At 50.9% G+C, this 23839-nt stretch carries 24 protein-coding genes, 2 pseudogenes and 1 riboswitch; of the genes and pseudogenes, 9 read left to right on the top strand and 17 right to left on the bottom strand.

The annotated features are described in order from the left end of the window. Positions 1-256 precede the first annotated feature (256 nt). The 4 genes from PUR_RS02805 to PUR_RS02790 all read right to left on the bottom strand — a co-directional run bounded on the left by PUR_RS02805 (position 257) and on the right by PUR_RS02790 (position 2869). Positions 257-439, bottom strand: a complete 183-nt coding sequence (locus PUR_RS02805; protein WP_179033929.1) for a hypothetical protein — start codon at positions 437-439, stop codon at positions 257-259. A gap of 65 nt (positions 440-504) precedes the next feature. Further along, entirely contained in the window at positions 505-873 is a 369-nt protein-coding gene (locus PUR_RS02800) for a YidH family protein (protein ID WP_179033928.1), read from the bottom strand. 128 nt (positions 874-1001) lie between these two features. Then, on the bottom strand, positions 1002-1448 hold the full coding sequence (locus tag PUR_RS02795; protein WP_179033927.1) for a MarR family winged helix-turn-helix transcriptional regulator: 447 nt from the start codon (positions 1446-1448) through the stop codon (positions 1002-1004). Positions 1449-1525: 77 nt separating this feature from the next. Continuing rightward, positions 1526-2869, bottom strand: coding sequence for a voltage-gated chloride channel family protein (locus PUR_RS02790; RefSeq protein WP_179037718.1), 1344 nt, complete (start codon positions 2867-2869; stop codon positions 1526-1528). A gap of 66 nt (positions 2870-2935) precedes the next feature. Then, positions 2936-2995, bottom strand: a riboswitch (Fluoride riboswitch). A gap of 123 nt (positions 2996-3118) precedes the next feature. On the opposite strand from PUR_RS02790, the gene PUR_RS02785 reads away from it, so the two are divergent. From PUR_RS02785 to PUR_RS02775, 3 genes are all read left to right on the top strand, one after another. Then, on the top strand, positions 3119-4345 hold the full coding sequence (locus PUR_RS02785; protein WP_232101692.1) for a stalk domain-containing protein: 1227 nt from the start codon (positions 3119-3121) through the stop codon (positions 4343-4345). A 405-nt stretch (positions 4346-4750) separates the two neighbouring features. Beyond that, the gene (locus PUR_RS02780; protein ID WP_197970119.1) at positions 4751-5137 is read left to right on the top strand and encodes a MerR family transcriptional regulator; all 387 of its coding nucleotides are present in this window, start codon (positions 4751-4753) and stop codon (positions 5135-5137) included. 83 nt (positions 5138-5220) lie between these two features. After that, the gene (locus PUR_RS02775; protein ID WP_179033926.1) at positions 5221-6417 is read left to right on the top strand and encodes an MFS transporter; all 1197 of its coding nucleotides are present in this window, start codon (positions 5221-5223) and stop codon (positions 6415-6417) included. Positions 6418-6525: 108 nt separating this feature from the next. Here PUR_RS02775 and PUR_RS02770 read toward each other — a convergent pair whose 3' ends face one another. The 10 genes from PUR_RS02770 to PUR_RS02725 all read right to left on the bottom strand — a co-directional run bounded on the left by PUR_RS02770 (position 6526) and on the right by PUR_RS02725 (position 18638). Then, a complete protein-coding gene (locus PUR_RS02770) occupies positions 6526-8109 on the bottom strand; it encodes a response regulator transcription factor (protein WP_179033925.1) in 1584 nt (527 codons plus the stop codon). Between the two features lie 28 nt (positions 8110-8137). After that, a complete protein-coding gene (locus PUR_RS02765; protein WP_179033924.1) occupies positions 8138-9877 on the bottom strand; it encodes a sensor histidine kinase in 1740 nt (579 codons plus the stop codon). A 74-nt stretch (positions 9878-9951) separates the two neighbouring features. Then, complete coding sequence (locus PUR_RS02760) at positions 9952-10785, bottom strand: carbohydrate ABC transporter permease (RefSeq protein ID WP_179033923.1); 834 nt, start codon at positions 10783-10785, stop codon at positions 9952-9954. A 2-nt stretch (positions 10786-10787) separates the two neighbouring features. Next, the gene (locus PUR_RS02755; RefSeq protein ID WP_232101691.1) at positions 10788-11708 is read right to left on the bottom strand and encodes a carbohydrate ABC transporter permease; all 921 of its coding nucleotides are present in this window, start codon (positions 11706-11708) and stop codon (positions 10788-10790) included. A gap of 54 nt (positions 11709-11762) precedes the next feature. Further along, entirely contained in the window at positions 11763-13124 is a 1362-nt protein-coding gene (locus PUR_RS02750) for an ABC transporter substrate-binding protein (protein WP_179033922.1), read from the bottom strand. Continuing rightward, positions 13125-14600, bottom strand: a complete 1476-nt coding sequence (locus PUR_RS02745; protein ID WP_179033921.1) for a family 43 glycosylhydrolase — start codon at positions 14598-14600, stop codon at positions 13125-13127. Between the two features lie 191 nt (positions 14601-14791). Further along, positions 14792-15775: an aldo/keto reductase gene (locus PUR_RS02740; RefSeq protein ID WP_179033920.1), complete on the bottom strand. Its 984-nt coding sequence runs from the start codon at positions 15773-15775 to the stop codon at positions 14792-14794. 341 nt (positions 15776-16116) lie between these two features. Continuing rightward, complete coding sequence (locus PUR_RS02735) at positions 16117-17289, bottom strand: MFS transporter (protein WP_179033919.1); 1173 nt, start codon at positions 17287-17289, stop codon at positions 16117-16119. Between the two features lie 23 nt (positions 17290-17312). Next, positions 17313-18296, bottom strand: a complete 984-nt coding sequence (locus PUR_RS02730; protein ID WP_179033918.1) for an aldo/keto reductase — start codon at positions 18294-18296, stop codon at positions 17313-17315. A 12-nt stretch (positions 18297-18308) separates the two neighbouring features. Continuing rightward, positions 18309-18638, bottom strand: coding sequence for a carboxymuconolactone decarboxylase family protein (locus tag PUR_RS02725; protein ID WP_179033917.1), 330 nt, complete (start codon positions 18636-18638; stop codon positions 18309-18311). A gap of 182 nt (positions 18639-18820) precedes the next feature. Between PUR_RS02725 and PUR_RS02720 the strand changes: the two genes are divergently transcribed. Further along, the gene (locus PUR_RS02720; protein WP_179033916.1) at positions 18821-19366 is read left to right on the top strand and encodes a TetR/AcrR family transcriptional regulator; all 546 of its coding nucleotides are present in this window, start codon (positions 18821-18823) and stop codon (positions 19364-19366) included. 132 nt (positions 19367-19498) lie between these two features. Next, positions 19499-20539, top strand: coding sequence for an NAD(P)-dependent alcohol dehydrogenase (locus tag PUR_RS02715; RefSeq protein ID WP_179033915.1), 1041 nt, complete (start codon positions 19499-19501; stop codon positions 20537-20539). A 137-nt stretch (positions 20540-20676) separates the two neighbouring features. Here the strand turns inward: PUR_RS02715 and PUR_RS25910 are convergent, their stop codons facing one another. Next, the gene (locus PUR_RS25910; RefSeq protein ID WP_232101690.1) at positions 20677-21066 is read right to left on the bottom strand and encodes a hypothetical protein; all 390 of its coding nucleotides are present in this window, start codon (positions 21064-21066) and stop codon (positions 20677-20679) included. Between the two features lie 56 nt (positions 21067-21122). Between PUR_RS25910 and PUR_RS26270 the strand changes: the two genes are divergently transcribed. After that, positions 21123-21245 (top strand): hypothetical protein, encoded by a 123-nt coding sequence (locus PUR_RS26270; protein ID WP_269474695.1) that lies wholly within the window; start codon positions 21123-21125, stop codon positions 21243-21245. Between the two features lie 36 nt (positions 21246-21281). Here PUR_RS26270 and PUR_RS26475 read toward each other — a convergent pair. Further along, a pseudogene (locus PUR_RS26475) lies at positions 21282-21440 on the bottom strand (transposase); the annotation flags it as partial. Between the two features lie 336 nt (positions 21441-21776). On the opposite strand from PUR_RS26475, the pseudogene PUR_RS02700 reads away from it, so the two are divergent. From PUR_RS02700 to PUR_RS02690, 3 genes and pseudogenes are all read left to right on the top strand, one after another. Then, positions 21777-22067 (top strand): annotated as a pseudogene (locus PUR_RS02700) (DUF350 domain-containing protein); the annotation flags it as partial. Positions 22068-22185: 118 nt separating this feature from the next. Continuing rightward, positions 22186-22512, top strand: a complete 327-nt coding sequence (locus PUR_RS02695; RefSeq protein WP_179033912.1) for a potassium channel family protein — start codon at positions 22186-22188, stop codon at positions 22510-22512. A 161-nt stretch (positions 22513-22673) separates the two neighbouring features. Then, the gene (locus PUR_RS02690; protein WP_179033911.1) at positions 22674-23141 is read left to right on the top strand and encodes a YhfM domain-containing protein; all 468 of its coding nucleotides are present in this window, start codon (positions 22674-22676) and stop codon (positions 23139-23141) included. Positions 23142-23189: 48 nt separating this feature from the next. On the opposite strand, the gene PUR_RS02685 is transcribed toward PUR_RS02690, so the two are convergent. Continuing rightward, entirely contained in the window at positions 23190-23798 is a 609-nt protein-coding gene (locus PUR_RS02685) for a hypothetical protein (RefSeq protein WP_179033910.1), read from the bottom strand. Positions 23799-23839 lie beyond the last annotated feature (41 nt).

Below are 23839 nucleotides of genomic sequence, written 5' to 3'. Positions count from 1 at the left end.
TAGAAGTCACAAGAGCGATCCAGCCCGTTTGGGCTGACTACGAGGCGAATGCTTACGTTGCTTACGTTGCTTACGTTGCTCACATTGCTCACGTTGCTTACGTTGCTTACAATGATTACGAAGTTTACAATGCTGAAGCTTACAATGCTTGCGATGCTTATGCTTAGACGAACCCCTCAGAGTTCTCTTCCCCCGGACGCAAAAATGCCTCCCTTAAGAATGCCTCCGCTGTAATCCGCGGCTTTTTATCCATCGATCATTTCTTGGTCTTGCCGCTCTTCATAAATTTCCACATGGCGAGCAGGCAGCCGACCAGGCCGAGTCCGAGCAAAAGCTGCTGCAGCGCACCCAGCATTCTGGATTCGTAGGCGTTAATCTGACTGCTGATGATAATCAGGATAATCGAGACGGCAACCATGATGCCGGTTCTGTTCTTCACCGTGTTCCTCCTCAAATGGACCTCTGACGCAAAAGGTCATAATCTTTTATTATGCCGCAACGATTCTAAGAGGACAACAGCATCAACACGACCAGCACAATCAGCAGCACTTCGATGATTGTCAGCGAGACAAACACCAGCCGGATGAGCGAAGAAGACGAACGGAACTGTTCGTTGTTGATTCCTTCTCTTTTTCGCATATAATCGCCTGTAGCTGCCGCTACCACGCCTCCGCCGAGCAGCACCGCCGAAATGCCCGCGACCGCCGCGACAATGTGGCCGATTCCGCTGTAACGGGAATCCCGGAACACGATGCCGGCGGCCAGAAAGCCGAGACCCGCCAGCGCGACCGCCGTGCGAATCCAGGCCAGATATGTCCGTTCGTTCGCCAGATGCTGCTGCGTATATTTCGATTCGCTAACCTGCTCTTTCATGTCTCCCTCCCAGAAGATCATTCAGAGGATCATTTCATCCCCTTAATTATTAAAACCCTTAATCCATCAGGAGATTGATGAATCAAGGGCTTATCTTTACCTTGACAGCGGTCTGTCCGCGCCGCATTTCATGAATCCGCTGACTGGCCCTTCGCTTCAATAAGCTGCTGCAGCAGAATTTTAAGCTCCCGCTCCGGCAGGGCGTCCAAAAGGACGGACTGAAAAGTAGCATACGCCTTATCCACCTTTTCCTGGCCGATCGGAGTTAAGGAGGTATAGACGCTTCTGCGGTCTTCCTCGCAAATATGTCTTTTCATCGCTCCGCAGCCCTTGGCCTCGAACCGGCTGACCAGACGCGACATGGCGCTCTGGCTCAGACCCACCATGGATTCGAGCTGCTGCAGTCGCAGCTTCTTCCCGGGGGCATCGGACAGGAACAGCAGCATATAGAATTCCTTCAGGGACATCCGGTGCCTTTCTTGCAGCGCTTGTTCGAGCTTGCCCGCCATATTGCTCTGAATATGGGTCAGCGCCAGCCAACCGGCCACAAGTCCGTTACATTCCGCAATTTCCATATCGTAATTCCCTTTCGTCTAAGACTTTCTTTATTATATCATCCGCGCATTGTTTTCACACGGCAGATGTTTCGCCTCTATCGCTTCTCGGCCGCGGAAACGGGCTCGTCTTTCTTCTTTACTATACTTTTCACCGCCGACAGGGTTGTGCCCTGAGGAATCGGCAGGAGATAGCTTTTGGATACTCCGATTTGCTGGGAGGTATAAATGCCCGTATGCCCCGAGAACAGATAGCTGACCAGACAAGCCATGAACATGTAAACGGCAGCGTCCGCTCCAAATAATTCAATCCCCATCAAAAAGCAGGCAATCGGCGTGTTGGTCGCCCCGCAAAAGACGGAGATAAACCCCAGGCCCGCCAAAAAAGGAGTGTACAGATGCAGAAAACCGGACAGCGCGTTCCCCAGAGTGGCCCCGATCGCGAACAGCGGGGTGACCTCGCCTCCCTGGAATCCGGCTCCCAAGGTAAGGGAAGTAAAGACAAGCTTGCCCAAGAAAGCAAACGGAGACACGATCTCCGTAAAAGAGCTCTGAATCAGCGGGATGCCCAGCCCCAAATAATCGCGCGTTCCGAGCAAATAGACCAGACCGATAATAACAACGCCCCCCACGGCGCTTTTGAGCACAGGGTTCTTGAACAGCTTGGCGTACCCTTTTTTCAGCGCATGGGTCATTTCACTGAACAATATACTGGTCAACCCGAACAGAATCGCAGCGAATACGACCTTAAGAACGACGATCCACGTTAACTCGGGCACCGCGCCGATATGATAATGAATGTGGGAAACGCCCCAGAACGAGGTGGTGACCAGATTGCCCGTAAAAGCGGCCACAAAAGCCGGAATCAGCGCCTCATGCCGAATCAGCCCGATGGCCAGAACCTCCAAGCCGAATACCGTACCGGCCAAAGGCGTGCCGAAAATCGAGCCAAACCCGCCGCTTATGCCGCAGATCAGCAGGATTTTGCGGTCGGTGGGCCGGACGCGGATGATTTTCCCGAACCATTCGGCCAGGCTTCCGCCCATTTGAACGGCTGTCCCTTCCCGGCCTGCGGACCCTCCGAACAAATGAGTGACAAGCGTTCCGAACAAGACGAGCGGCGCCATTCTAAGCGGAATCGTCTCATTGCCGCTGCTGATTTGTTCAAGAATCAGGTTGTTTCCCTTCCCGCTGTTCTTGCCAACCTTCATATAAAGGAAGCTGACCAGCGCGCCCCCGAGCGGAAGAAGGAACAGCAGCCACGGGTTGGCTATTCTCACATCGGTCACATAGTCCAGGCTTTTCAGAAAAAAGGCGGAGGCCGTGCCGGATAGTATGCCTACACCGCTCCCGAGAACGATCCATTTGAGCAGCGTGCCTACAAGCGCCGCAAACACGCGTTGTTCAGCCCACTGGGCCCACTTCTGTCTTACTGCATTCATCTTCTTCTTTCCCTTCGTTATATAAATATTCATAAAAAAACAGACTCCTACCAGGGAAGTAAAGATCCTCTGGTAGGAGTCATCAGCCTCGCGGCGGTTACGGCGAACTCCATCGCCTGTAATAGATAGGTCGATTCTAATTCATTTTGGGGTGATCGTCAATGCGATAACTCAATCGTCAAACAAAACCATTTCGTGTTTTCTTAGTCTAACTATACATAACAAATCAATCTACAAGGTGATGAACTCATGACGATACGAAAAAACGCGCTCCTTTCCGCACTGGCCCTGTCCCTGCTATTCTCAGCCTCAGCACGGGCGGAGGAAGCGGCCAAGCCGCCCGCCCAACCGGCTGAAACGAATTCCCGAACGGCCGGAACCGTTCAGGCCGCCGGGACCGTTCAGATGGCTCCGGATGCTCAGACTACTCAGCCGTCCCAAACGGTTCCCGCGCCGATATCCATCTATCTGGACGGCTCGCAGCTTCAGCCCGGGGCGGAGCCGGTGAATGTGAACGGTACGCTGCTCGTTCCGATGCGCCGCCTGTTTGAGGGGCAGGGGGCCAAGCTTTCCTGGAACAATACGGACAAGACGGTCACGGCAACGAAGGACAGCACTACCCTGACCTACCGCATAGGCGATCTTACAGCCATGGTGAACGATCGGACGGTGCAGCTTAATGCTCCCGGACAAATATCCGGGGGATATACCATGGTTCCGCTGCGCTTCGTCAGCGAAGCCCTGGGCAGCACCGTTACCTGGGACCAGGCGGCCCACTCCGTCCAAATCTCTACGATGACCTTCGAGACGTCCATCCGGTGGGGCGTCAATCTGCGCAGCTCGCCGGATTCAGGCAGTAGCTCGCCGGATGCGGCAGCCCCTTCGCTGACAAAGGTTGGCCGTTCGCCGGTTGTTGGCGGCAGTTCAACGGATGCCCGCGGCGGCTCAAACATTCTGGAACTGCTGCCAACGGGCGCGAAGATTCACGTCGTCCGCGAAGTGGACGCCTTTTGGCTGGAGGTGCGAACCCAGGATAACCAAACGGGATACATATCGGCGAAACCGAAGTACACCGATTATACCAGCCCGTCCCTGACAGACAAGCAGACGGACGAGCTGGTCACCTACGGCGAGACCTTTCTTGGCGCTCCGTATGTATTCGGAGCTTCGCCCGATCAGACAAGCAGCTTCGACTGCTCTTCTTTTGTGAAGCGCGTCTTTCAGGATATGCTCGCGATAGACCTTCCCCGCGTGTCCTACGATCAGGCCAAGGTCGGCACGGAGGTCGGGCTGGACGAACTGCGCAAAGGCGACCTGCTGTTCTTCGGCGCCCGCGATTTGAATATCGGGCATGTCGCTATCTATTCGGGGGATAACCAGCTGCTGCATACCTATTCGGAGAAATACGGCGTCCGAACCGAAGCCTTTAGCGACTACTGGAAGAAACGGTTCGTGACGGCGCGGCGGGTGTTTTAGGACAAGCTAGTCACTTTTAACTCCATATATTTAGCTAAATCGCAGATAAAAGAAAACAGGCTCAAGCCGAGGCGCATTCACTGCGGCTTGAGCCTGTTAAGTTACAAACCCTTCACTGCCCTTCTTTCCCCTGCCGGTAATTCGCAACTCGATCAAGCATCGACGGCTCCGGCAGTCATCGGGATAATCCGGGCCGAGGGCCAAAGGGCAAGCTTCGCCTTCCACTTAATTTACAAGCAGAATCAGCATCGAGGAAGTGAAGGTCAGTAAGGCTGCCACCTTATTTTATCACTTGGCTTGTAAGGGTGTTCTTTCTGATTTGGGAGTCACGGCAGCAACGTTTGACATCGGCCCCCCTGTTCATTATACTTACTGTGACGTTAACGTAATGGTTGGAGGATGCAAATGGAATTAAAAATGTTAATCGGAGAACTGGCTCGCAGAGCCGGGGTGACGCCCCGGACCATTCGCCACTATCAAGAGCTAGGATTGCTGGGGAATGTCGAGCAGGAAAGTAACGGATATCACTATTACTCGGATGAAACGCTGCAGCGGCTGTACAAAGTCAACGTTTTGAAAAAATTGGGTCTCAGCCTGGATGAAATTCAATCCGTCATCGATTTGTACTTTGAAGAGCCGTCCATGATTAAAGGCAAGCGGAAGGTTCTCGAAATCTTGTCGAAGCACCTGGAACAGACCGACAAAAAGATGGAGGCTCTGGATCAATTCAGGCAGGAGATTCTGAGCAACATGGCCCGGATCCAGCTGATGATTGATGAAATATCAAACTAAGCGGAGTCCAATCCGTGTTTTTATCCCCAAACCATTACGTTTACGTAATCGTCATCGATGGAAAAGGAGGTTCATTTATTGAAATGAGTAAATCTCATCTCGCTTATACAGCGCTGCTGCTAACCGTGTCGGGGATTGCTGTCGTGTCGCTGCTGTATGTGATGATTCCGCTAACGCCTTACGTGATCGCGGAATTTTCCGTAAGCCCCATTCGGGCCGTCTGGGCGAGCAGCATCTTCAGCATGGCTTTTGCCCTGGGGAATTTGTTCTTCGGCACGTTGTCCGATAGAGTGCCTAAGAAGTGTTTGATGCTCGCGGGACTCATTCTGCTTGTCATATGCACCTTATCCGTGGAACTGGTCTCAACCTTTACCCCGTTCCTCTGGCTGCGGGCGGCGCAAGGCTTTCTTGCCGCTTCATTTCCTCCGGTCGCTCTTGCTTATGTCAGCGATGTGATTCCCCCGGCCCAGCGGCCGAACGTCATTTCTTACCTGAGCTGCGGATTTTTGCTTGCCGGAGTGGCCGGACAGATCTTCTCCGCCGAAGTGGCGGCCAACTGGGGAATGAAAGCTGTGTTCTCCAGTTTAAGCCTCATCTACGTCATTTTGATCGTCATCTCCTTGCGGCTGCCGAAAGACCGGCCGAATGCCGAACGCCCCGCGGCCGGCCCCGGCGTGTTCGAAGTCTTCCGCACTCTGGTCCGGATTCCCTCGCTGCTTGTCGCTTACGGGGCGGCGGTAACGATATTAATGAGCTTTGTCGCTATGTTCTTTGGGCTGAGCGAGTTCGCGGTGCAGCAGCTTCATCTGTCTCCCGAGCGTATTCTTTGGCTTAGACTCATCAGTATGCTCGGAATGGTGTGCGCACTATTCTGCGGCTCTTGGATCCGCCGCTTCGGGCCTGTTCGAGTCCTCGTAGCGGGCTTTCTCATCGCTGCGGCCGGATTAGCGGGGGAAGCGGTACTGTCCAACGTTCATATGTCGTTGTTCATCGCCGCGACGGTTGTCTTTGTAGCGGGAATCGCCGCGGCCGTTCCGTCGATCATTTCCCGGATCGCCCTATTGGGCTCGGCCGCACGCGGCATGGCTCTGGCGCTTTACGGATTTTTCGTTTTCGTCGGAGCGAGCCTGGGCCCAGTCCTGGCCGCTACGCTCATGCCCTTCGGATTCGCCGCTTTATGCGGGACGCTGTCCGTCATTATGCTTGCGGCGGCGGCCGTTACGGCGTGGAGCGCCAAGCCTTCGGCGGATAAAGAACGTCTGAATGCAGTCAGTTCCTAAAGAGGAGATGAATCGAAACAGCCTGCAGTCCGCGTCCGCTTGACTAGCGAACGAAGGCCGCAGGCCTTTTTGCCGCTCCGGAAACTTTCCTTGGGGGCTGAGATAAACTCATGACGAACGGCTTTCTTCGATTGTGATCATATGATCCTCTCTGTACTGGCCGGGGCTTACGCCCACACGCTTTTTGAACACCTGGCAGAAATACCGCTGGTTATCATACCCGATGTTCTGCGAGATTTTGGAGATTTTGAAGCTGCTCTCCCTTAGCATCCGTTTTGCCTGTTGAATGCGCAGCAGCGTGACATATTCAAGAATCGTCTGCCCGGTCGATTTGGAATATAAGTGGCTGACATAGGAAGCGTTAAGGTCGAACCGCTCCGCCAATTGGTCGAGCTGGATATTTTCATGGTAATGGGATTCCAGATAAGCTTTGATTTCTTGAACCACCTTTTCTTTCAGTGTGGTTTTCGTAACGTTCAAATAAAATTGCACAGCCTGCGCGCAATCCTGGCACTGTTTCTGCAAAGACGCCCAATCCGGCGCTTCCAGTATCCCGTCAATCAGCCGTGTCCTGTCTCCGATCACGCTCTCGATCTTAATTCCATAGTCCTGCTCGATCAGATCGAGCAAGCGGTTCACCCATTGGATGCCGGCCTTCTTCAGGGTAACGGGAGCGATCAATCGCCCCGTCCCCCATTCCGTCCAACGCTCGAGCATCTCTTCGAACTCTTTCTGTTCGTAACGGACAAAGGATTGTATTTGGTCAAACCAATCGGAGAGCAATCTCTCAGAAATGCGGGTGATCTCCGGCCAAGCGTTCCCATCCGTTACCGGAACGCCGAAGAACAGCCCCATCTGACAAGCCTGATCCGCCGCCAGAAAAGAAAGATGAGCCTTCATGATTCCGCTTACAACTGGACCGATTCCAAACGACAAGGCAAGATCGTCCGAGTCCGGGGAACCGTCAGCCGAAAACAGTGCTCCCGCAGCCATCAGAATCTCCGATAATGACTCGGATTCCTCCAAAGCCGCCATGCATAACAAGATGACTTTCTGCTGCTCGTAGAGCAGATCCACAGCGATCCCGCGACTTGCCAAAAAACCGAGGAGAGCATCCGTAACGCCGCTGCTCTTCATCCGTTCGAGCCAGAGCGCCTCCGGGCTTCCGATCACGATGGCCGCAAACTGGTCATAGCGTTCGTACGGCTTCTGATCAAACGACGGACGTTTGGCATGGACGATGAGATCGGTAAACACCGCCCGATCCAGCGCATTGGCGATCCGCAGCTCAGGGCGATTCCCTGCCGGGTCCGCTTTACGCTTCATACGCTCGATCGCCTTCGTGACGGTCTTGGCCACTTCCTCAAGCTCGGCCGGCTTGATCAGATAATCCACCGCCTCCAGCTCAATGGCTTCCTTGGCGTATTCAAACTCGGAATACCCGCTCACGATGATACATTCCGCTTTGCAGCCTCTCTCCTTCAAGGCGCGAATTAGCTCAAGCCCGCTCATCCCGGGCATTCGGATATCGGTCAGGACAACGTCCGGATCGCACTGCAGAATCCGTTCCAGCGCCTGCTTGCCGTTGTTGGCCGTCCCCGCAATCCGTACCCCGGACGCGTTCCAATCGATCACGGATGACAGCGTTTCCACAACAAGCTGTTCATCATCTGCTATAAAAAGTTTATGCATGACCTGTTCCCCCTTTCATAGCCAGATGTTAATCGATGATGCCGATCTCAAGGGTAACTTTGGTTCCGGCGCCCGGAACGCTGTCTATGCGAATCCCGCGGTCATGGCCGTAATGCAATTGGATTCTCTCCTGTATATTCCTCAACGCATATCCCCTTGGCCGCGTAACCGCCGAATCAAAACCTACTCCGTCATCCTCTACTTCAAATACAAGCGTCTCCCCTTCTCTTCGGGCCCGAATGGCAATGTTCCCTTTGTCCTCTTTTAGCTCAATTCCATGAAAGATCGCATTCTCCACCAGCGGCTGGATCAGGAGCTTCAACATCGGGATCTGCTCGATTCCCGGCTCCAGGTCGATGGCCACCTCAAATTTTCCGTTATAGCGGATGTTTTGAATCTCCAGATAATTTTTCACCTGGTCGATTTCATTGCCGACAGTCGTAATATAGTCTCCGTTGTTCAAGCTTAATTTAAAAAAGTTGGAAAGAGACATGACCATTTTGGAAATATTTTTGGCGCCGATTCGTTCCGCCATCAGATAGATGGAATTCAGCGTATTGTATAGGAAATGAGGGTTGATCTGACTCTGCAGCGCATGCAGCTCCGCTTCCTTCTCCTTCAGCTTGGCTTCCATCAGCTTATCCGACAGTTCGCTGTTGGTGCGGAAGGTCCGAAGGAATTGATTGCCGATCTTTCCGATTTCGTCCTTCTCCTCAAAGAGGATGCCGTCTATTTCCTCCCGTTTGGCCGCTTTTCGGGCGACGGAAGAGAGCAAGGTCAACTGCTTGGTGATCCGTTTAGAGATCAGGTACGAACCATAGGCGGCGAGCAGGAAAGCCACCAGCGTCAAGGAAAGCGTAACATTGCGAATCAAGACGATTTCCGAATTGATGTTGGAATAGGGGATCATGCTGACCACTTTCCACCGGGTTCCCGGATTCGTATCGAAGGTGACGACATAACGTTCTCCGCCCACCGTATCAATACGGGTGCCCCGTTCAGGCAGATCATAGAGCAGGTTCAATTCCTTTTGCGGAATCTGCTTCAAATCGGCGGTTCGGGAGTTGTAAAAGATGACCTGATTTTGATCCAGAATCATAAGATGCCCGTTTTCCGCATTGGTAATGTCTTTGAACATTTCGTCGAAGACCCGTCTATCAATGGAAATGATCAGCATGCCGATCGGTTCGAGCGTATCCAGGTTGTTTAATCGTTTGCCGTACAGCAGCAAATCCGGACTATTTTTGACGAGACGGACTTCATTGCTGCTCAGCCACAATCCTCTGCCGCCCATGTCGCCCACCTGCCGATACCATTTCGACCGGGAGACCTCCTGATAGATATGATCATAAGTTAATCGGTCCCACTGGTTCGTGATGATCAGTTCCCTTTGCTCACTGCCAACATAAACGTAACGTATATACGATTTGTTGTTGGAAATATTGACGATCAGGTTGCGGGTGGCATTCTGAAGGTCATAGATTTTCTTGAAATCATTCTTGTCATAAGAAAGGAAGCTTTGAACGTCGCGGGAAGACAGCATCAGTTTCGAAATCGTTTCGACGTCGTTCACGAAAGTCTGGATATTCCAGTTGATGGAGCCGAGCAGATTGGAGGTAGTATCGGACACCTTGTTCTCGACCACCTTGCTCAAATAAACAAAGGTTAAGGAAGCGATCAGGACAAGCGGTAGCAGGGAGCAGGCGATGGATAAAATGATAATCTTGCTCCGGATGCTGATCGACAGGAACGGCCGGGTTATTTTCATGAAATCCCTCTGCCCTTAAGAATAGTATAAAGCCTGTACCTTCAGTATACCTTCAGCCCAAGGCAGATGGTAGATCAACCTTTCGTCGCTCCAGCAGTCATGCCGGAAATCACGCTCTTGTTAAAAATGAAGTACACCAGCATGGTCGGGATTGTCGTAATGCTGATTGCCGCATAGGTCGCTCCCCAATCCGTCAGGCCGTACTGGCCGATGTAATCCATCAGACCAACCGGAAGGGTCCGCGAGCTCAGGTCGTGAATGAACGTATTGGCGAAGATAAACTCATTCCAGATGAAAATCAGATTCATGACGACAACCGTGACGATCGTATTGCGGGAAAGGGGGAAAATCATCCGCCAGAACACCTGGTAAATTCCGCAGCCGTCCATGACAGCGGCCTCCATAATCTCATTCGAGATGTATTTGTAGAAGCAGACAAAAAGGTAGATCGAGATCGGCAGAGCAAAACCTACTTGGGGCAAAATTAGAGAAGTCAGCGTATTGATAATCCCCGTTTTGTTATACAGAATGAACAGCGGGATGAGCACGACCTGAATCGGGATCATGATGCCGCACAGGAACAGGAACAGCACGCTTTGGCTCCATTTAAAACGCATCTTCTCAATCACGAAAGCGGCCATGGCGCTGAACAGAATCACCAGAACGATGGTCGTTACGGCGACGATGATACTGTTGGAAAAATAAGTGCCCAAATTCCCTTTGCGCCAAACGTTCAGATAATTATCCAATGTAAATTGGCTGGGCAGGCTAAGCGGGTTATCGCCGGAAAAATCGGTGGGCGCCTTAAAACTGGAGATGAACACCCATATGAGCGGATACACTTGAATGACGAGCAAAACCAAGGAAATAACCGCAAGAACCGCCTTGGAATAGCGAGAATATTTCATTTTCAGGTCTCCTTACTGTCCATCATCCGTCTGATAAAGGCGACGGCAATGAGGCTCTCAATGACGATAAATACAGCCATCGCGCTGCCATAGCCGAAGTTCAGACTGGAAAATGCGGTTTTGTACATATAAGTCGGCAGCAGTTCCGTCACGCGGCCCGGTCCCCCGTTCGTCATGAGATACGGGATGTCGAGCCCTTTTAAAGCTCCCGTAGTAGCCATAATAATTGAAACCATCAGTACCGGCTTAATCAGCGGCATTTTGATCGAACAAAACAGGTTCCAGGAAGAAGCTCCGTCAATTCTCGCGGCTTCCTCGAGATCGGAAGGAATGGAAATGAGCGCAGTATACAAGATGATCATATAAAGACCGATGTAGCGCCAGCCTTCGGGCACCGATACGGCGCCAAGCGCCCACTTCAGGTCGGACAGCCAAGGCTTGCTCCACTCTCCAAGACCGAGTTGCTGCAGAATAAAATTCAATATTCCGACCGGTTCGAACGAGTATACGCTTGTGAACAGCTGCGCTATGGCTACCGATGTGATAATTGCGGGAGCGAAATACAGCGTTTTAAATAGTTCTCTGCCTTTGGTGATGCTGGTCAGCAAGATGGCAACTAACAATCCGAGAAACACCTGCATGGCCACAATAATGAAAACATAGATCAGGTTGTTGCTGAATGCCTTCCAGAACGTCTTGTCGCCGCCGAACATCTTGGCATAATTGTCAAAGCCGATATAGACCATATCGGAAACCCCGTCCCAGGAGAAGAAGCTGAAATACATCGACCAGAGGATGGGCGCCAGAACGGTGAACAAATACACGAGCAATGCCGGCAGCAGGAAGACGAGAACGGCTTTGCGGTTGCGGAGGATTTTATCCATACCTTTGCTCATTCCCCACTTATAAATTTTGTGCTTCATTCCGGCCAACCGAAAATCCGGCTGGCCGGTTGTTCAGCATGCTTATCAGCGTGGTTATTTGAAATATTTCGGCGCGTTTTCTTTAATCGCCTGATCCATTAATTCCGCAAAATCATCCGGGGTATGGGCTCCGAGAGCCAAGGCGTTCAGCTCGTTGCCAAGCAGCTCATTTGTGGCCGGGTCGAGGCGCGTATCCCACGGCACCGCGAAGACGCTTCCGGACTTTGCAATTTCGTCCTGAATTTTATAGAAAACCTCCGGCATCCCTTGCGCCTGATCCAGCGAATAATTGAAAGGCGAGAATTGGCCTTTTTTCGTATAAGCTTCCGGGTATTTCTCCAGGAGGAATTTGACGAATTCCTTCATCGTATCGTCGAAGGTCTCCTGATTGAATGCAACGCCGATGCCCGAATTAATGAAATAATCATTCTCCGCCGTCTTGGCGCCTTCCATCATGGGAAGCCTGAAGAATCCGATGTTGTCCTTCATGTCCTCGCTCACTTTGTCGTTGGCGAAATTCATCGTTTCCCACGAACCCATGTAGTAGATACCGGTCTTGCCGGCCAGGAACAAATCGCGCGCAGCTGTATAATCCGTTGAAGAAAACCCTTGCTGGAAGTACCCTTTGGTGCCCAGTTCGTGAACGAGTTTAATGCCTGCCATGCCCGCCGGGTCCTTGAAGGAGGCCTTGCCTTGCTTTACGTTCTCGATAAAATCATTGCCGGTCATGCGGAAAGGCTCGAACGCCAGGTACCGGAGAACCGGCCATTTGTCCTTGCCGTCGACGGCAATCGGCGTAATCCCGTTCTGCTTGAGCGTCTCGGATACCTTCATGAACTCATCGAACGTCTTTGGCGGTTCCAGGCCAAGATCCTTAAACATCTTGATGTTGTACCAGAATACCTCGATCCCGTATTCGATCGGGAGAGTGTACATGCTGCCGTCTGCGAACTGCTGATATTGCAGGGCAACCGGTCGGAACGCGTCGTATTTCCCAAGGTCCTGCAGCAGTTTCTTCATATCGACCAGCTTGCCCTTCTCCACCAGCTTGGAAGCATAGGCGTCGGGATCGGTGTCGAACATGGCGGGCATCTCGTTGCTCGCGATCAATGTCCGCAGCTTCTGCAAATAGGATGGGCGGTCGCCCGTACCTTCCAGAACCAGCTCGAATTCCGGATGCGTCTTCGAGAATTCATCAGCGATTTCCTTAACGGTAACGGCCGGAGGACTGTCTACGCCGCGGGCCACGAACCATTTGTAGGTTTTCTTGTCCGCTTTCTTCCCCTCGTTCGCAGGAGCTCCCGAACCATTTTCCGCAGCGCTGCCTGTATTGCTGCCGCCTCCGCAAGCGCTTACTATTGCCGTCAGCACTACAAGCGATAACGCGAGAACCAGCCATTTGACGTAACGTTTCATCTATACTACCTCCTGTTCGCTTGGAACGGATAAAGTTGCCTGCTCAAATTGCGCCCTACCTTCCTGGACAAAGCAGCCCCAGCTTCCGGTTTTCAGATTATAAAGGCGTGTCGTCATCGCGACCCGGTCTGCCAAGTACACGACGCATACGGAATTCTCCACCACGATCCGGATATCATATACCGTATCCGCTTGCAATTCAATCGGCACTTCAAGCTCAACCGCATGAGGGCGGTCGCCATTGATATGCCACTGCGCCTCGCCCTTCACCCTCCGGGGCCACATGTCGAACACGAGCCGGTTATGAATTGGTTCAAGGCGAACATAGTAGGCTTCATCCAGATCTTCGCTAGCCCGCAGCATGATGCCGCAGCTTCTCATCCCTTCGGAGAAGGATAGCCGGGCTGAAATCATGCACGTTTCGGGCATGGAGCCGGCCGCAATGCAGGAGAAGGTTTCGTCAGCCGCCGCAGAGATACGTTCTTCGGATACCTTCCACTCCCCGAGCCGTAAGCCCCACTCCGCAGCCTGCCTGTTTGCAAAATGCCGAGACACGGTCTCCGGTATGCGCACCGTCAACGTTCCGTCCGGTTCTTGAACGACCTCGTGCACGACTAAATTGCCGGCCCACTGCCAATCCCCGTAATCATCCTCGTTCTCCCTGCTGGGGTCCCAACCGAACGCGTACCGCCGGTTTCCGTCGCTCCATGTCTTCGCGGCATAGAACGCTCTGGCGTCAAACGCGTCGTTCCTCGGCGCCGTCCAAGGCCCGCTTAACGATTTGCTCATGCGGTAATGGGTGACGAACCGGTCCGAGAATGTGGAGTATACCAGATACCACCATTCCCCGATCCGGAACAAGTCCGGACACTCGTGGGTAATGTACATTTTCGGGTCCCAAAACGGCTTGCGGATTTCCCATTTCCTCAGATCCTCGGAAGCGCACAATGCAATGCACCCCCGGCGCCGGGACGGGCCTTCCTTATTCCTAGCGGCGAGCAGCATCCAGTATTCCCTCTCCTCCTCGTTCCAGAACACGAAGGGATCGCGCCAGTCATGCCTTTCATATTGAATCCCGTCAGAGTAGAAGGTGTCCTCGGGAATTTTCCGCCACGACTCCATATCCTTGCTCACGGCGTGCATGACGCATTGGAGCGGCTCGCCGTCCTCAGTGAAGTCCGGGTACGGATTCAGGCCCGTATAGAACAGATGAAATTCGCCTTCGGCTTCAATGATGGAGCCGGTATAACAATTCAAGTCTTGCTCGCTCACGCTTCCATGCTTCAACATTTCGCCTTTTTCCTCGTAGTGCACGAAATCGCTTGTGCGGAGCTCGAACCAGGAGGTTCCTTCTCCGTGAATACTCTTATTCTCCCTCCAATCATGGAGATAGAACAACCGGAATGTACCGTCTTTGTAAAAGGGAATGAGATCTCCCACCCAAGCCCCCTCTGGCTTGTAAAACAGGTTCGACATGGTATGCGGCCCCTTTCTTGTGTCCTGACTTGATTATAAGGGGATGTGAAAGCGCTTTAAATTCTAAGTTCTTTGTCAGATGTTCAATATTTTTGGGTTCCGCAAAAAAATGCCCCAAGATCAATAATGACCTTGGGGCGGTAAGTCTCTCTGAACCGAACTTAACTAAATAAAGTGAATAATGGCCCGCCCTAGCTAAGATTACCCAGAACCGGGTGCGGTACATAAGGCTCCTCAAGGCTCGCCATTTCGTCAGCATCCAGCTTAACCGACAGCGCGGCTACGGCATCCTCCAGGTGATGGGGCTTTGTTGCGCCGATGATCGGGGCGGTTACCGCCTCCTTTTGCAGCACCCACGCAAGGGCAACCTGCGCGCGCGGAATGTCCCGTTTGGCGGCAATCTCGGCCACTTTCTCCACCACCTTGCGGTCGGCGTCGGCCATTTTCGAATAAAATGCTTGTCCGGCTGCGTCTTTCTCCGAACGGGCGGTCTGTTCCTCCCAATCCCGGGTTAGCTTGCCTCTGGCAAGCGGACTCCACGGAATGACGCCGATTCCCTCTTCAAGGCAAAGCGGCAGCATCTCCCTCTCTTCTTCCCTGTACAGTAAATTGTAGAAATTCTGCATGGAGACAAACTTGGTCCAGCCGTTGCGTTCGGCAATATGCTGCGCCTTTAGGAACTGCCAAGCATACATGGAAGACGCTCCGATATATCTGGCCTTGCCTGCCTTCACGACATCATGGAGCGCCTCCATCGTCTCTTCAATCGGCGTCGTATTATCCCAACGGTGGATCTGGTACAAGTCAATGTAATCCGTACCCAGCCGTTTCAGGCTGTTATCAACTTCGCTCAGGATTGCCTTGCGGGAAAGTCCCGCACCATTTGGGCCCGGACTCATACGGAAAAATACCTTTGTCGCGATGACCACCTCATCCCGGCGGGTATATTCCTTCAGGGCGCGTCCGACAATTTCTTCGCTTGTTCCGTCGGAGTACACATTTGCCGTATCGAAAAAGTTAATCCCGAGCTCCAGCGCTCTTTTAATGAAGGGTCTGCTCTCCTCTTCATTCAGCGACCAGGGAGCCATTCCGCGTTCGGGCACCCCATAACTCATGCAGCCAAGACATAATCGGGAGACTTCCAGACCGGTACGGCCAAGTTTGACATAATCCATAAGTGGCACAACTCCTTTGTTTGGTATAGGCCTCATTCCGCCAAGGCAGGGCATACCCTTATTATCCAATAATTGAAAAAGGGCCGCTATCCCATTCGTCTCAAATTTTTGCCTAATCCTCTCACTCCTACTACACTGCCGATCGTAGTATGGTCCGGCATCAGAGCGGACATCAAGCACTTGAAGGAAAAATAAAAAAACTGCCTCATAAGATGATGAATTGAGGGCAGTTTCATATACCGGCAGGTGAAAAGCTATCTTATTATTGATGATTCAGTACGGCAGCACTCTGCGTTCGGCTGCTTCTTCCAGCATTTTTTACAGCACGGGAGAATCCCCCGTCACTTCATCGCTATACTATTGTGGGACGAACGGGCAAGGCCAAATGAGACGGCCGCAATACATAGAGCAACCGCAACGGATGCAGCCCCGGTCCAGCTGACCGCCGGCATCGATGCGCTTCTCACGGCAATTCCCCCGATTCCGGCGGCTGCGGCTATGCTGAGCTGTAAGATGGAACCGTACAGGCTGAGCATGATTCCTGAGGCTTCCGGAGCGAGCAAGACCAGGTTATACTGCATACCCGGGCCGGACGACCATGCCGAGAAAGCCCACAGCATCAATAGTGGAATGGCAACAGTGGCTGATCCGGCGATTGTGGACAGCAGCACAAGAGCGATGACATGGACAACCATGCCACCCACAAGCGTCCGGGGGATACCGATCCGGTCCGTCAGAAATCCGCCGAACTTGGAGCCTATCAACGTAGCGATGCCGAAGGCAAATAGAGCAGCGCTCACTTCCCGTTCGCTCATCCGTGGGACGGTTAGCAGGAAGGGAGCGATATATGAAAAGAGTACCGCATACCCTAATTGCCAGAAGAATATTACACCAAGGCCAATTAAGATTTTTGGATTCTTCAAAAGAGCGAGCTGCTTGCCCAGAGGGACGGCTTCCTCGCCATTTGTGGCCGGAATCATTCGAGCCACAGTGAAGATGGCCAGAAGGCTGAGAATACCGATCCCCCAGAAGATGACCCTCCAATCGTAAGCTGCGGCCACAACACGGCCAATGGGGACGCCGGCAATGAGGGCTGCACTGGCCCCCGTTATAACGGTGGCAATCGCCCCGGCCCGGCGTTCGGGCGGCGCCAGCTTTGACGCGAGCGTCTTGGCGATGGTGGCAAAAACCCCGCTTCCTATAGCAAGCAGAACGCGAGAGAAGATGAGAAATCCGAAGCCGGGAAGGACGACTGTCAACACGCTGCCGAGCACAATGACACCCAGAGAAAGCATTAGTAGCTTACGCCGATCCATTTTCGCCATCGCCATCATTACAACAGGCGTGCCGATTGCATTGGCAATCGCGAATACCGTGATTAGCTGTCCTGCCGACGATACCGAAATATGGGCAGAGGCCGCTACTTTATCCAAAATGCCTGCAATGATAAACTCCGATGTAGCAGTCATGAAGGTAATGAAGGCCAGCAAGTAAATTTTCCAGGTGTTGTTCATATTGTGTTCGCCCGCTGTTGGAGTTATGTCCATATCGGCAGCAGCGTTTCGCCGCGGTCCGTCGCGGGTGCAGGAGTAACCGAAAGCGACGAGATTTCGTCCCGCCACTCCGGAGTCATGTCCACAGCGGCCGCGGCGAGCGAATCCTCAAGCTGCTCCAGGTTTCTTGCCCCGATAATCGGCGCCGTTATCACAGGATGCGACATTGCCCAGGCGACGGCCAGCGTCGAGGGCTTCACGCCACGATCTGTGGCATAGGCATTAAACCGGTCGGCTACGGCAAAATTCATTTCATCCGCGTATCGATCCGTATATCTCTTCTCTTCAACGAGCCGCCCCTGCTCCGGCCGTTTGTTCACTCCATATTTGCCCGTAAGAAGCCCGGCTCCGAGCGGGCTATAGGAAATGACTCCAATTTGTTCGGAAGCAGCGAGCGGCAAAATTTCAACCTCGGCCTGGCGCTTAACCAGGTTAAACATCGGCTGGATTAATTCAAAACGGGCAAGCTGCTCTTTTGCGGAAATCCCCAGTGCCTTGGCAATCTGCCAAGCCGCCCAGTTGCTTACTGCCGGATAGAGAATTTTGCCCTGAGCCTGAAGGTCGTCAAGCGCACGGAGCGTTTCTTCCATCGGAGTTTTCTCATCGAACATATGCACAAAGTAAAAATCGATGCGATCCGTTTTCAAACGCCGCAGGCTATTTTCAACTTCGAGCATGATGTGGCGGCGGGAGAGCCCCCCTGCATTAATATCTTTTCCCATGGGATAGAACACTTTGGTGCTCAGTACAATTTCGTCCCGGCAATCCGCAATACACTTTCCCAGGATTTCTTCAGAACGCCCCCCGCTATAAACATTTGCTGTATCAAAAAAGTTGATCCCCGCTTCACGGCAGCGCTTGAACATGGCTTTGGACGTTTTTTCATCCGCGTTGCCGCCAAAAGACATCGTACCGAAGCATAAATTCGAGACCTGAATCCCTGTTTTTCCTACTGTGCGGTATTTCATGAATGAACCTCCCTACTTCACTTTTGAGAACAATTCTTTGGCTACCATAATGGCAGACATCGCTTTCGGCCAACCCGCGTAAAAAGCAAGATGAATGATAACTTCTTTAAGCTCTTCTTCCGACAGTCCGTTCTCTTTCGCTTTGTTCAAATGAAATCCCAGTTGTTCCGTGTTCCCGCCAGCAATCAGGCTGGCTACGGTAATCAAGCTGCGGTCGCGCGGAGCAAGCTCCTTGCGTTCCCATACATCGCCAAACAGAATATTGTCGGTAAGCTCCACGAGTTTCGGGGCAAAATCTCCAATCACTTTTTGTGCACCTGTAAGCTCTTTTTCATTGGACATGTAAGATTCCCTCTTTCATTCGTTGTCAGGAAATATTGATTATTGATACATTAATATACATCCGTCTATAATTATAAGAGGATATAGAACAACTTCAATTGTTAATTGAGCGCAATTTGTTCATTACTGAACAGATACTCTATAGGTGTAAATTATTTTTTAAGAAAGCATGGTGACCCTCAATGTCCAAAGTGGATCGAAGAATACTCAAAACGCAGGAAGCGTTAAAAAAAGCTGTAATTGAATTGATGTCGGAAAAGAATTTTGATGACATTACGATACAGGATCTCTCCGACAGAGCAAACGTGAGCCGCGGAACCATCTATCTTCATTACCTGGATAAATTCGATCTGCTGGATAAGCTGATTGAAGAACATATCGACGAGCTGCGGAAGCTGTGCGAATCGGCATGTCAATTGGATTTTATCGAGGCGACGCTAATCTTCTGCGAATACTTCGAAAGCCATTATTCCTTCTTTTCGCTGATGCTGGCGAGTAAAGGGGCTCCTTATTTCCGCAATCGGTTCCTTAACTTTCTAATCGAAGAATTCCGGAAAGAAGTGGACGTGACCGGAGGAAAAAATCACGGAATAAATGAAGAGCTTATCGTCAGGTTTGTTGCGTCTGCTTACGTGGGGGTGGTGGAATGGTGGTTCATGAATGAAAAGCCGTTCCCGCAGGATGTTTTGGCCAGACAACTGGGGGCTTTATTAGAAAGAAATGTATGATCTGTTCATTAATGAACAAATACGGCTGATTTAACAATTGCATGCCGTATGAATCAGTTTATAATACTAGACAGATGTGCATTAAAGCATCAATGTTTTATATCTTCACAAGAAAAGGAGTAGAGAACAAACATGTGCCAAACTCGAGTTTTAAGTGTTTCCAGCGCCAAAGCGCCATTCGAAAAAACCACGATTGAGCGGAGAGCCTTACGGCCTCATGACGTCCTGATCGATATTCAGTTTAGCGGGATTTGCCACTCCGACATCCACAGCGCATTCGATGAATGGGGCGGCGGAATTTTCCCCATGGTTCCCGGTCACGAAATCGCCGGTGTTGTGGCGGCCGTAGGAACAGAAGTTACCAAATTTGCGGTTGGCGATCGCGTTGGCGTTGGCTGCTTTGTTGACTCCTGCGGGGAATGCGAATACTGCCTTAAGGGTGAGGAGCAATATTGTACGAAAGGCTTTGTCGCCACCTATAACTCCCTGGACTATGACGGCAATCCGACATACGGCGGATACAGCCAACAAATAGTGGTAACCGAAAGATTCGTTGTCCGTATCCCGGACAGTCTGGAGCTGAATGTGGCAAGCCCTCTGCTGTGCGCGGGCATTACGACATACTCTCCTTTGAAGCACTGGAACGCCGGCCCGGGTAAGAAGGTTGCCATTGTGGGCGTGGGGGGTCTTGGTCACCTCGCCATTCAATATGCGCATGCGATGGGTGCTGAAGTCACCGTCTTGAGCCGATCTATCGGTAAAAAAGAGGAAGCCCTGAGCTTTGGCGCCGATCATTATTTTGCAACCAGCGATCCCGCTACATTCAAAACATTGGCCAGTCAATTCGACCTCATCCTAAATACCGTGTCAGCCAATCTTGACGTTGATGCCTATTTATCGCTGCTTCGCATCGATGGAACGCTTGTCAATGTCGGTGCGCCGGCCGAACCGGATAAGTACCAGGTATTTTCCCTGATCATGGGCCGCCGCAGCATCGCAGGTTCACTCGTTGGCGGAATCCGGGAAACGCAAGAAATGCTCGATTTCTCCGCGGAGCACGGCATTGCCCCCAAAATCGAGGTAATCCGCGCGGACCAGGTAGACGAAGCGTATCAGCGTGTCCTCCGCAGCGATGTGCGTTACCGGTTCGTTATTGACGTAACCACATTGTAATTCGTAAATAAGGAGGGTTAGCCCGCTTAATGGTAGAGCACTGAAAAAGTCGCGGTTTTGGTTGCGAACAGCAACCAACCGCGACTTTTTTGGGCTTTTCGCTTCTTTTTTCACTCTGGATGAGGGAGAACCCCCCCTCATCCCGTGGTTTGCACACTCGCCAGCTTCACCATCCGCTTCGCATTTACAGCAATGGTCGTCAAGATGGCCTGGATTCGCAGCCCTTCAAACGCGGGACAATCACTTGCGTTCCCTGGCTCCACTTTCATCGACGTAACCAAGTCGTCTTCGGTCATCACCACACTTTCCTTGTAGCCGAAAAAGGATTCCTTCGCGCTCTTCCAGCCCAATCGTGCGTCCGGGTCAATCGCTGACTGCACCCCTTTCCAGGCCAGTAGCCGTTCATCCTCCACAATCTTGCGGCTTTCTTCCAGGCGCTGCCCAAGTTTCCCTTCTGCATCCGGCACCAGCCTTTCCACCGCTTGGCCCAGTTCATCCAGATAACGGAGCGCCTGCTTCTCTTGCACCCGGAATTCTCCCTCGAATACCGGCATGGACGGGAGGTTTTTGAGCAGTTTGCTGTATGCTTTTTCACCGCCCGCTGCAAGCGGTGAGCGGCCTGTTTCAAGACTTGCAGCGGTTTGGAGGCTACATGCTTCGAGTGGGTATGCGTGGCGTCGATGAGCAGAGCCGAGGATTTCACTAATCCTTGAGCCACACACTGTTTCACAACCTCGGCCAGTAGCGTCTCCACTTCACCAGCACCAATCTTGTGAATGCGAAACAGACAGAGCAGAGACGGGTCGGGCAATGGGTCTTCGGGATTTAGTCCAATAAACCACTTGTATGCCAGATTGACTTTGGCTTCCTCAATGACTCGCTCGTCTGACAGGTTGTACAATTTTGGAAAAATAGTGAACGAAACAGCATTTCCGGATCTTTGGCCCGGCGGCCCTAGTACAAGTCATACTGTTCTTGAACAAAAGGCAGGATAAATGAAAAATCAATCAGTTGGTGGATACGGATAAGCTGATGATCCGGGGGGATCAGCCGATAAAGTTCACTATGAAAGGACAACGTTTGTTGTTTGTGAAGTTCCAGCATGTCATTCACCTCATCTCCAGTTTAACGGAGAAGTACCTTTTCCGCTGTGCCAAAGCATCAAAAAGGCTGACGAAGATTCGCCAACCCTTTTACCTAAATTTGGATTCGTTTTTCAGTGCTCTCCCTTTTGGGGGAGGAGCTGAAGAACGGCAATGTTGCCGTAGGTCTGGCGCTTGACGGGAAATTTCTGGCGACCGCGATTATTCTCGGTGTGGCGGCCTATACGAATTCCTCGATCTGATTTATGGTGCTCTGGTTCGCTGTCGGCTATGTCTGTCTGGTGGCGACGTACTGGATTTTCGAGCTGGTCACGATCAGCTTTAAAATCTCCAACCAACTGAAGCAGGGCAATGTCGCGGTGGAAACGCTGCTGTGCTTTGTTTTTATCGGAACCGCGTTTACGGTCAGCAGTCTGATTATTTAGCCAATAGAAGGCCCGCAGGGCTGTCCTTAAAGCCGTCAATCGGCGGGCGGCTTTGCGGACCTTTTCGAAACGTCCGGGGAGGGTGACTGCCATTCACTTTTTGTTAAGGCTGTCTACTATGATAACCAACGTCAGGAAAAGAACGGACTTTCTCAGTATTCTCTTGTTTGTCGCGTTCTGCGCAACGGTCGCCTTCCTGCTGGAACCCGATACGTTCGGCAGCTGGTTCAATTCGTTCAACTGGGTGATAACGACTATGGCAACGGTCGGATACGGGGACTTTTTTGCAAAGACCGTCATCGGCAAAATATTTACGATTTTTCTATACATTTTCGGCATCGGGCTGCTTAGTTTGGTGATCGGAAAGGTTGTCGACGCGATTGCGGAAATCGGAAGGCAGAGGAGGGCGGGGAGGTTGCCCCGATTTATAAATCGCGTGAACTAGAACCCAATGGAAGTCATCAATCGACTGTGTATTATGTGTAATTTTTTAATTCATTTTGTATATATGCTTTATTTTTTCTAAATCATCGAAACTTTTCCATAATAATTTCGTTTAGTAATTATACTGAAGATTATCGTTTAAAAAGGGAGTGATTTCAAATAATGTGGAAAAAAGTTATTGCACTGTTAAGTGCTGCTTTATTATTAACTGCCTGTAGTTCAAATACTGACCAAGCAAGTACTTCTTTTCAAACTGAATCCTTACAGGAAAAAGTCATATTCTCATATGTTAAAAAACAGGAAGGCAAGACGCTACAGGAATACGAGCCTTCAACAGAAAGAGACATAGCGGCTACTATTGAGGATTCTTCCAACATTGAAACCTTTACTCAGGCAATTAAGGAGTCAAAAAAGATACCAGGTACACTTAATGTAGGATCTCCTACTTATGAAGTTACATTTCAAAAGGATGGTGTTGAAAGTTCGTATTATTTATGGATAGATACTACTGCTAAGACATCTAATGCTATGTATATGAATAAAGGAGATACTGAAACGGGTTACAGTATACCAGTTGAGCTTACAGATTCTATCAACAAAATGTTAGTAGATGCAGAAACTTCAAAATAAAATAAAACCGTGTTCTTCTGAAAAATCAAGAACACGGTTTTATTATGTTTAATTCACTTTGTATTTTTCTAACACTTGTTTCCGGAAACCGTCTTTAACAATTTGTTCTTCTGACGAAGCGCTGAATGATTTAGCTGAAGAATTAAGGCTAAACTTCCCGAGATCCATATTAATAATACTATATTGACCTTGGGTATTCTTTTTTAGGAAAATGATATTTTTTTCACTTTGCTTCAATTCAGTGTAATCCTCGAAGCTTATCTTTTTCTTGCCAGCTCCATCTTCAATATAGGAGATCGGTTCAATGATGCTTAAGGAGTCACCATTAGCCAATGAAGAATCTTTTGGCGCTTTAATTACTTGATCGACTTTTACATCAGTTATTGTATAAAAGTCTTGTAAAGTGCCATCATCAAAAGTTGTAACAACATGTTTACGTTCATCAAAATCTTGCGTAGGCGTTCCCACTATAATTAGTTCCGCGCTGGAATCCAATTCACTGACCGTTTCAAACTTCACATAAGAAGCATTTATTGAAATTTTAGGAATACTTGCAGATGTCTTTGGAGAACCGTAGGTCAATGTAAAGAAACTTACCGAAGCAATTATAATAACTGCTATTGTGATTAAGCCTAACTTAGGCTTGCTGATAGCCATAGATAATGTACCCCTTCCCGAACCTTTTGTTATATTTAATC

Origin of the sequence: Paenibacillus sp. URB8-2, assembly GCF_013393385.1 — a bacterium.
Taxonomy (GTDB): Bacteria; Bacillota; Bacilli; order Paenibacillales; family Paenibacillaceae; genus Paenibacillus_AQ.
This window is presented reverse-complemented; position numbering and strand designations above follow the sequence as displayed.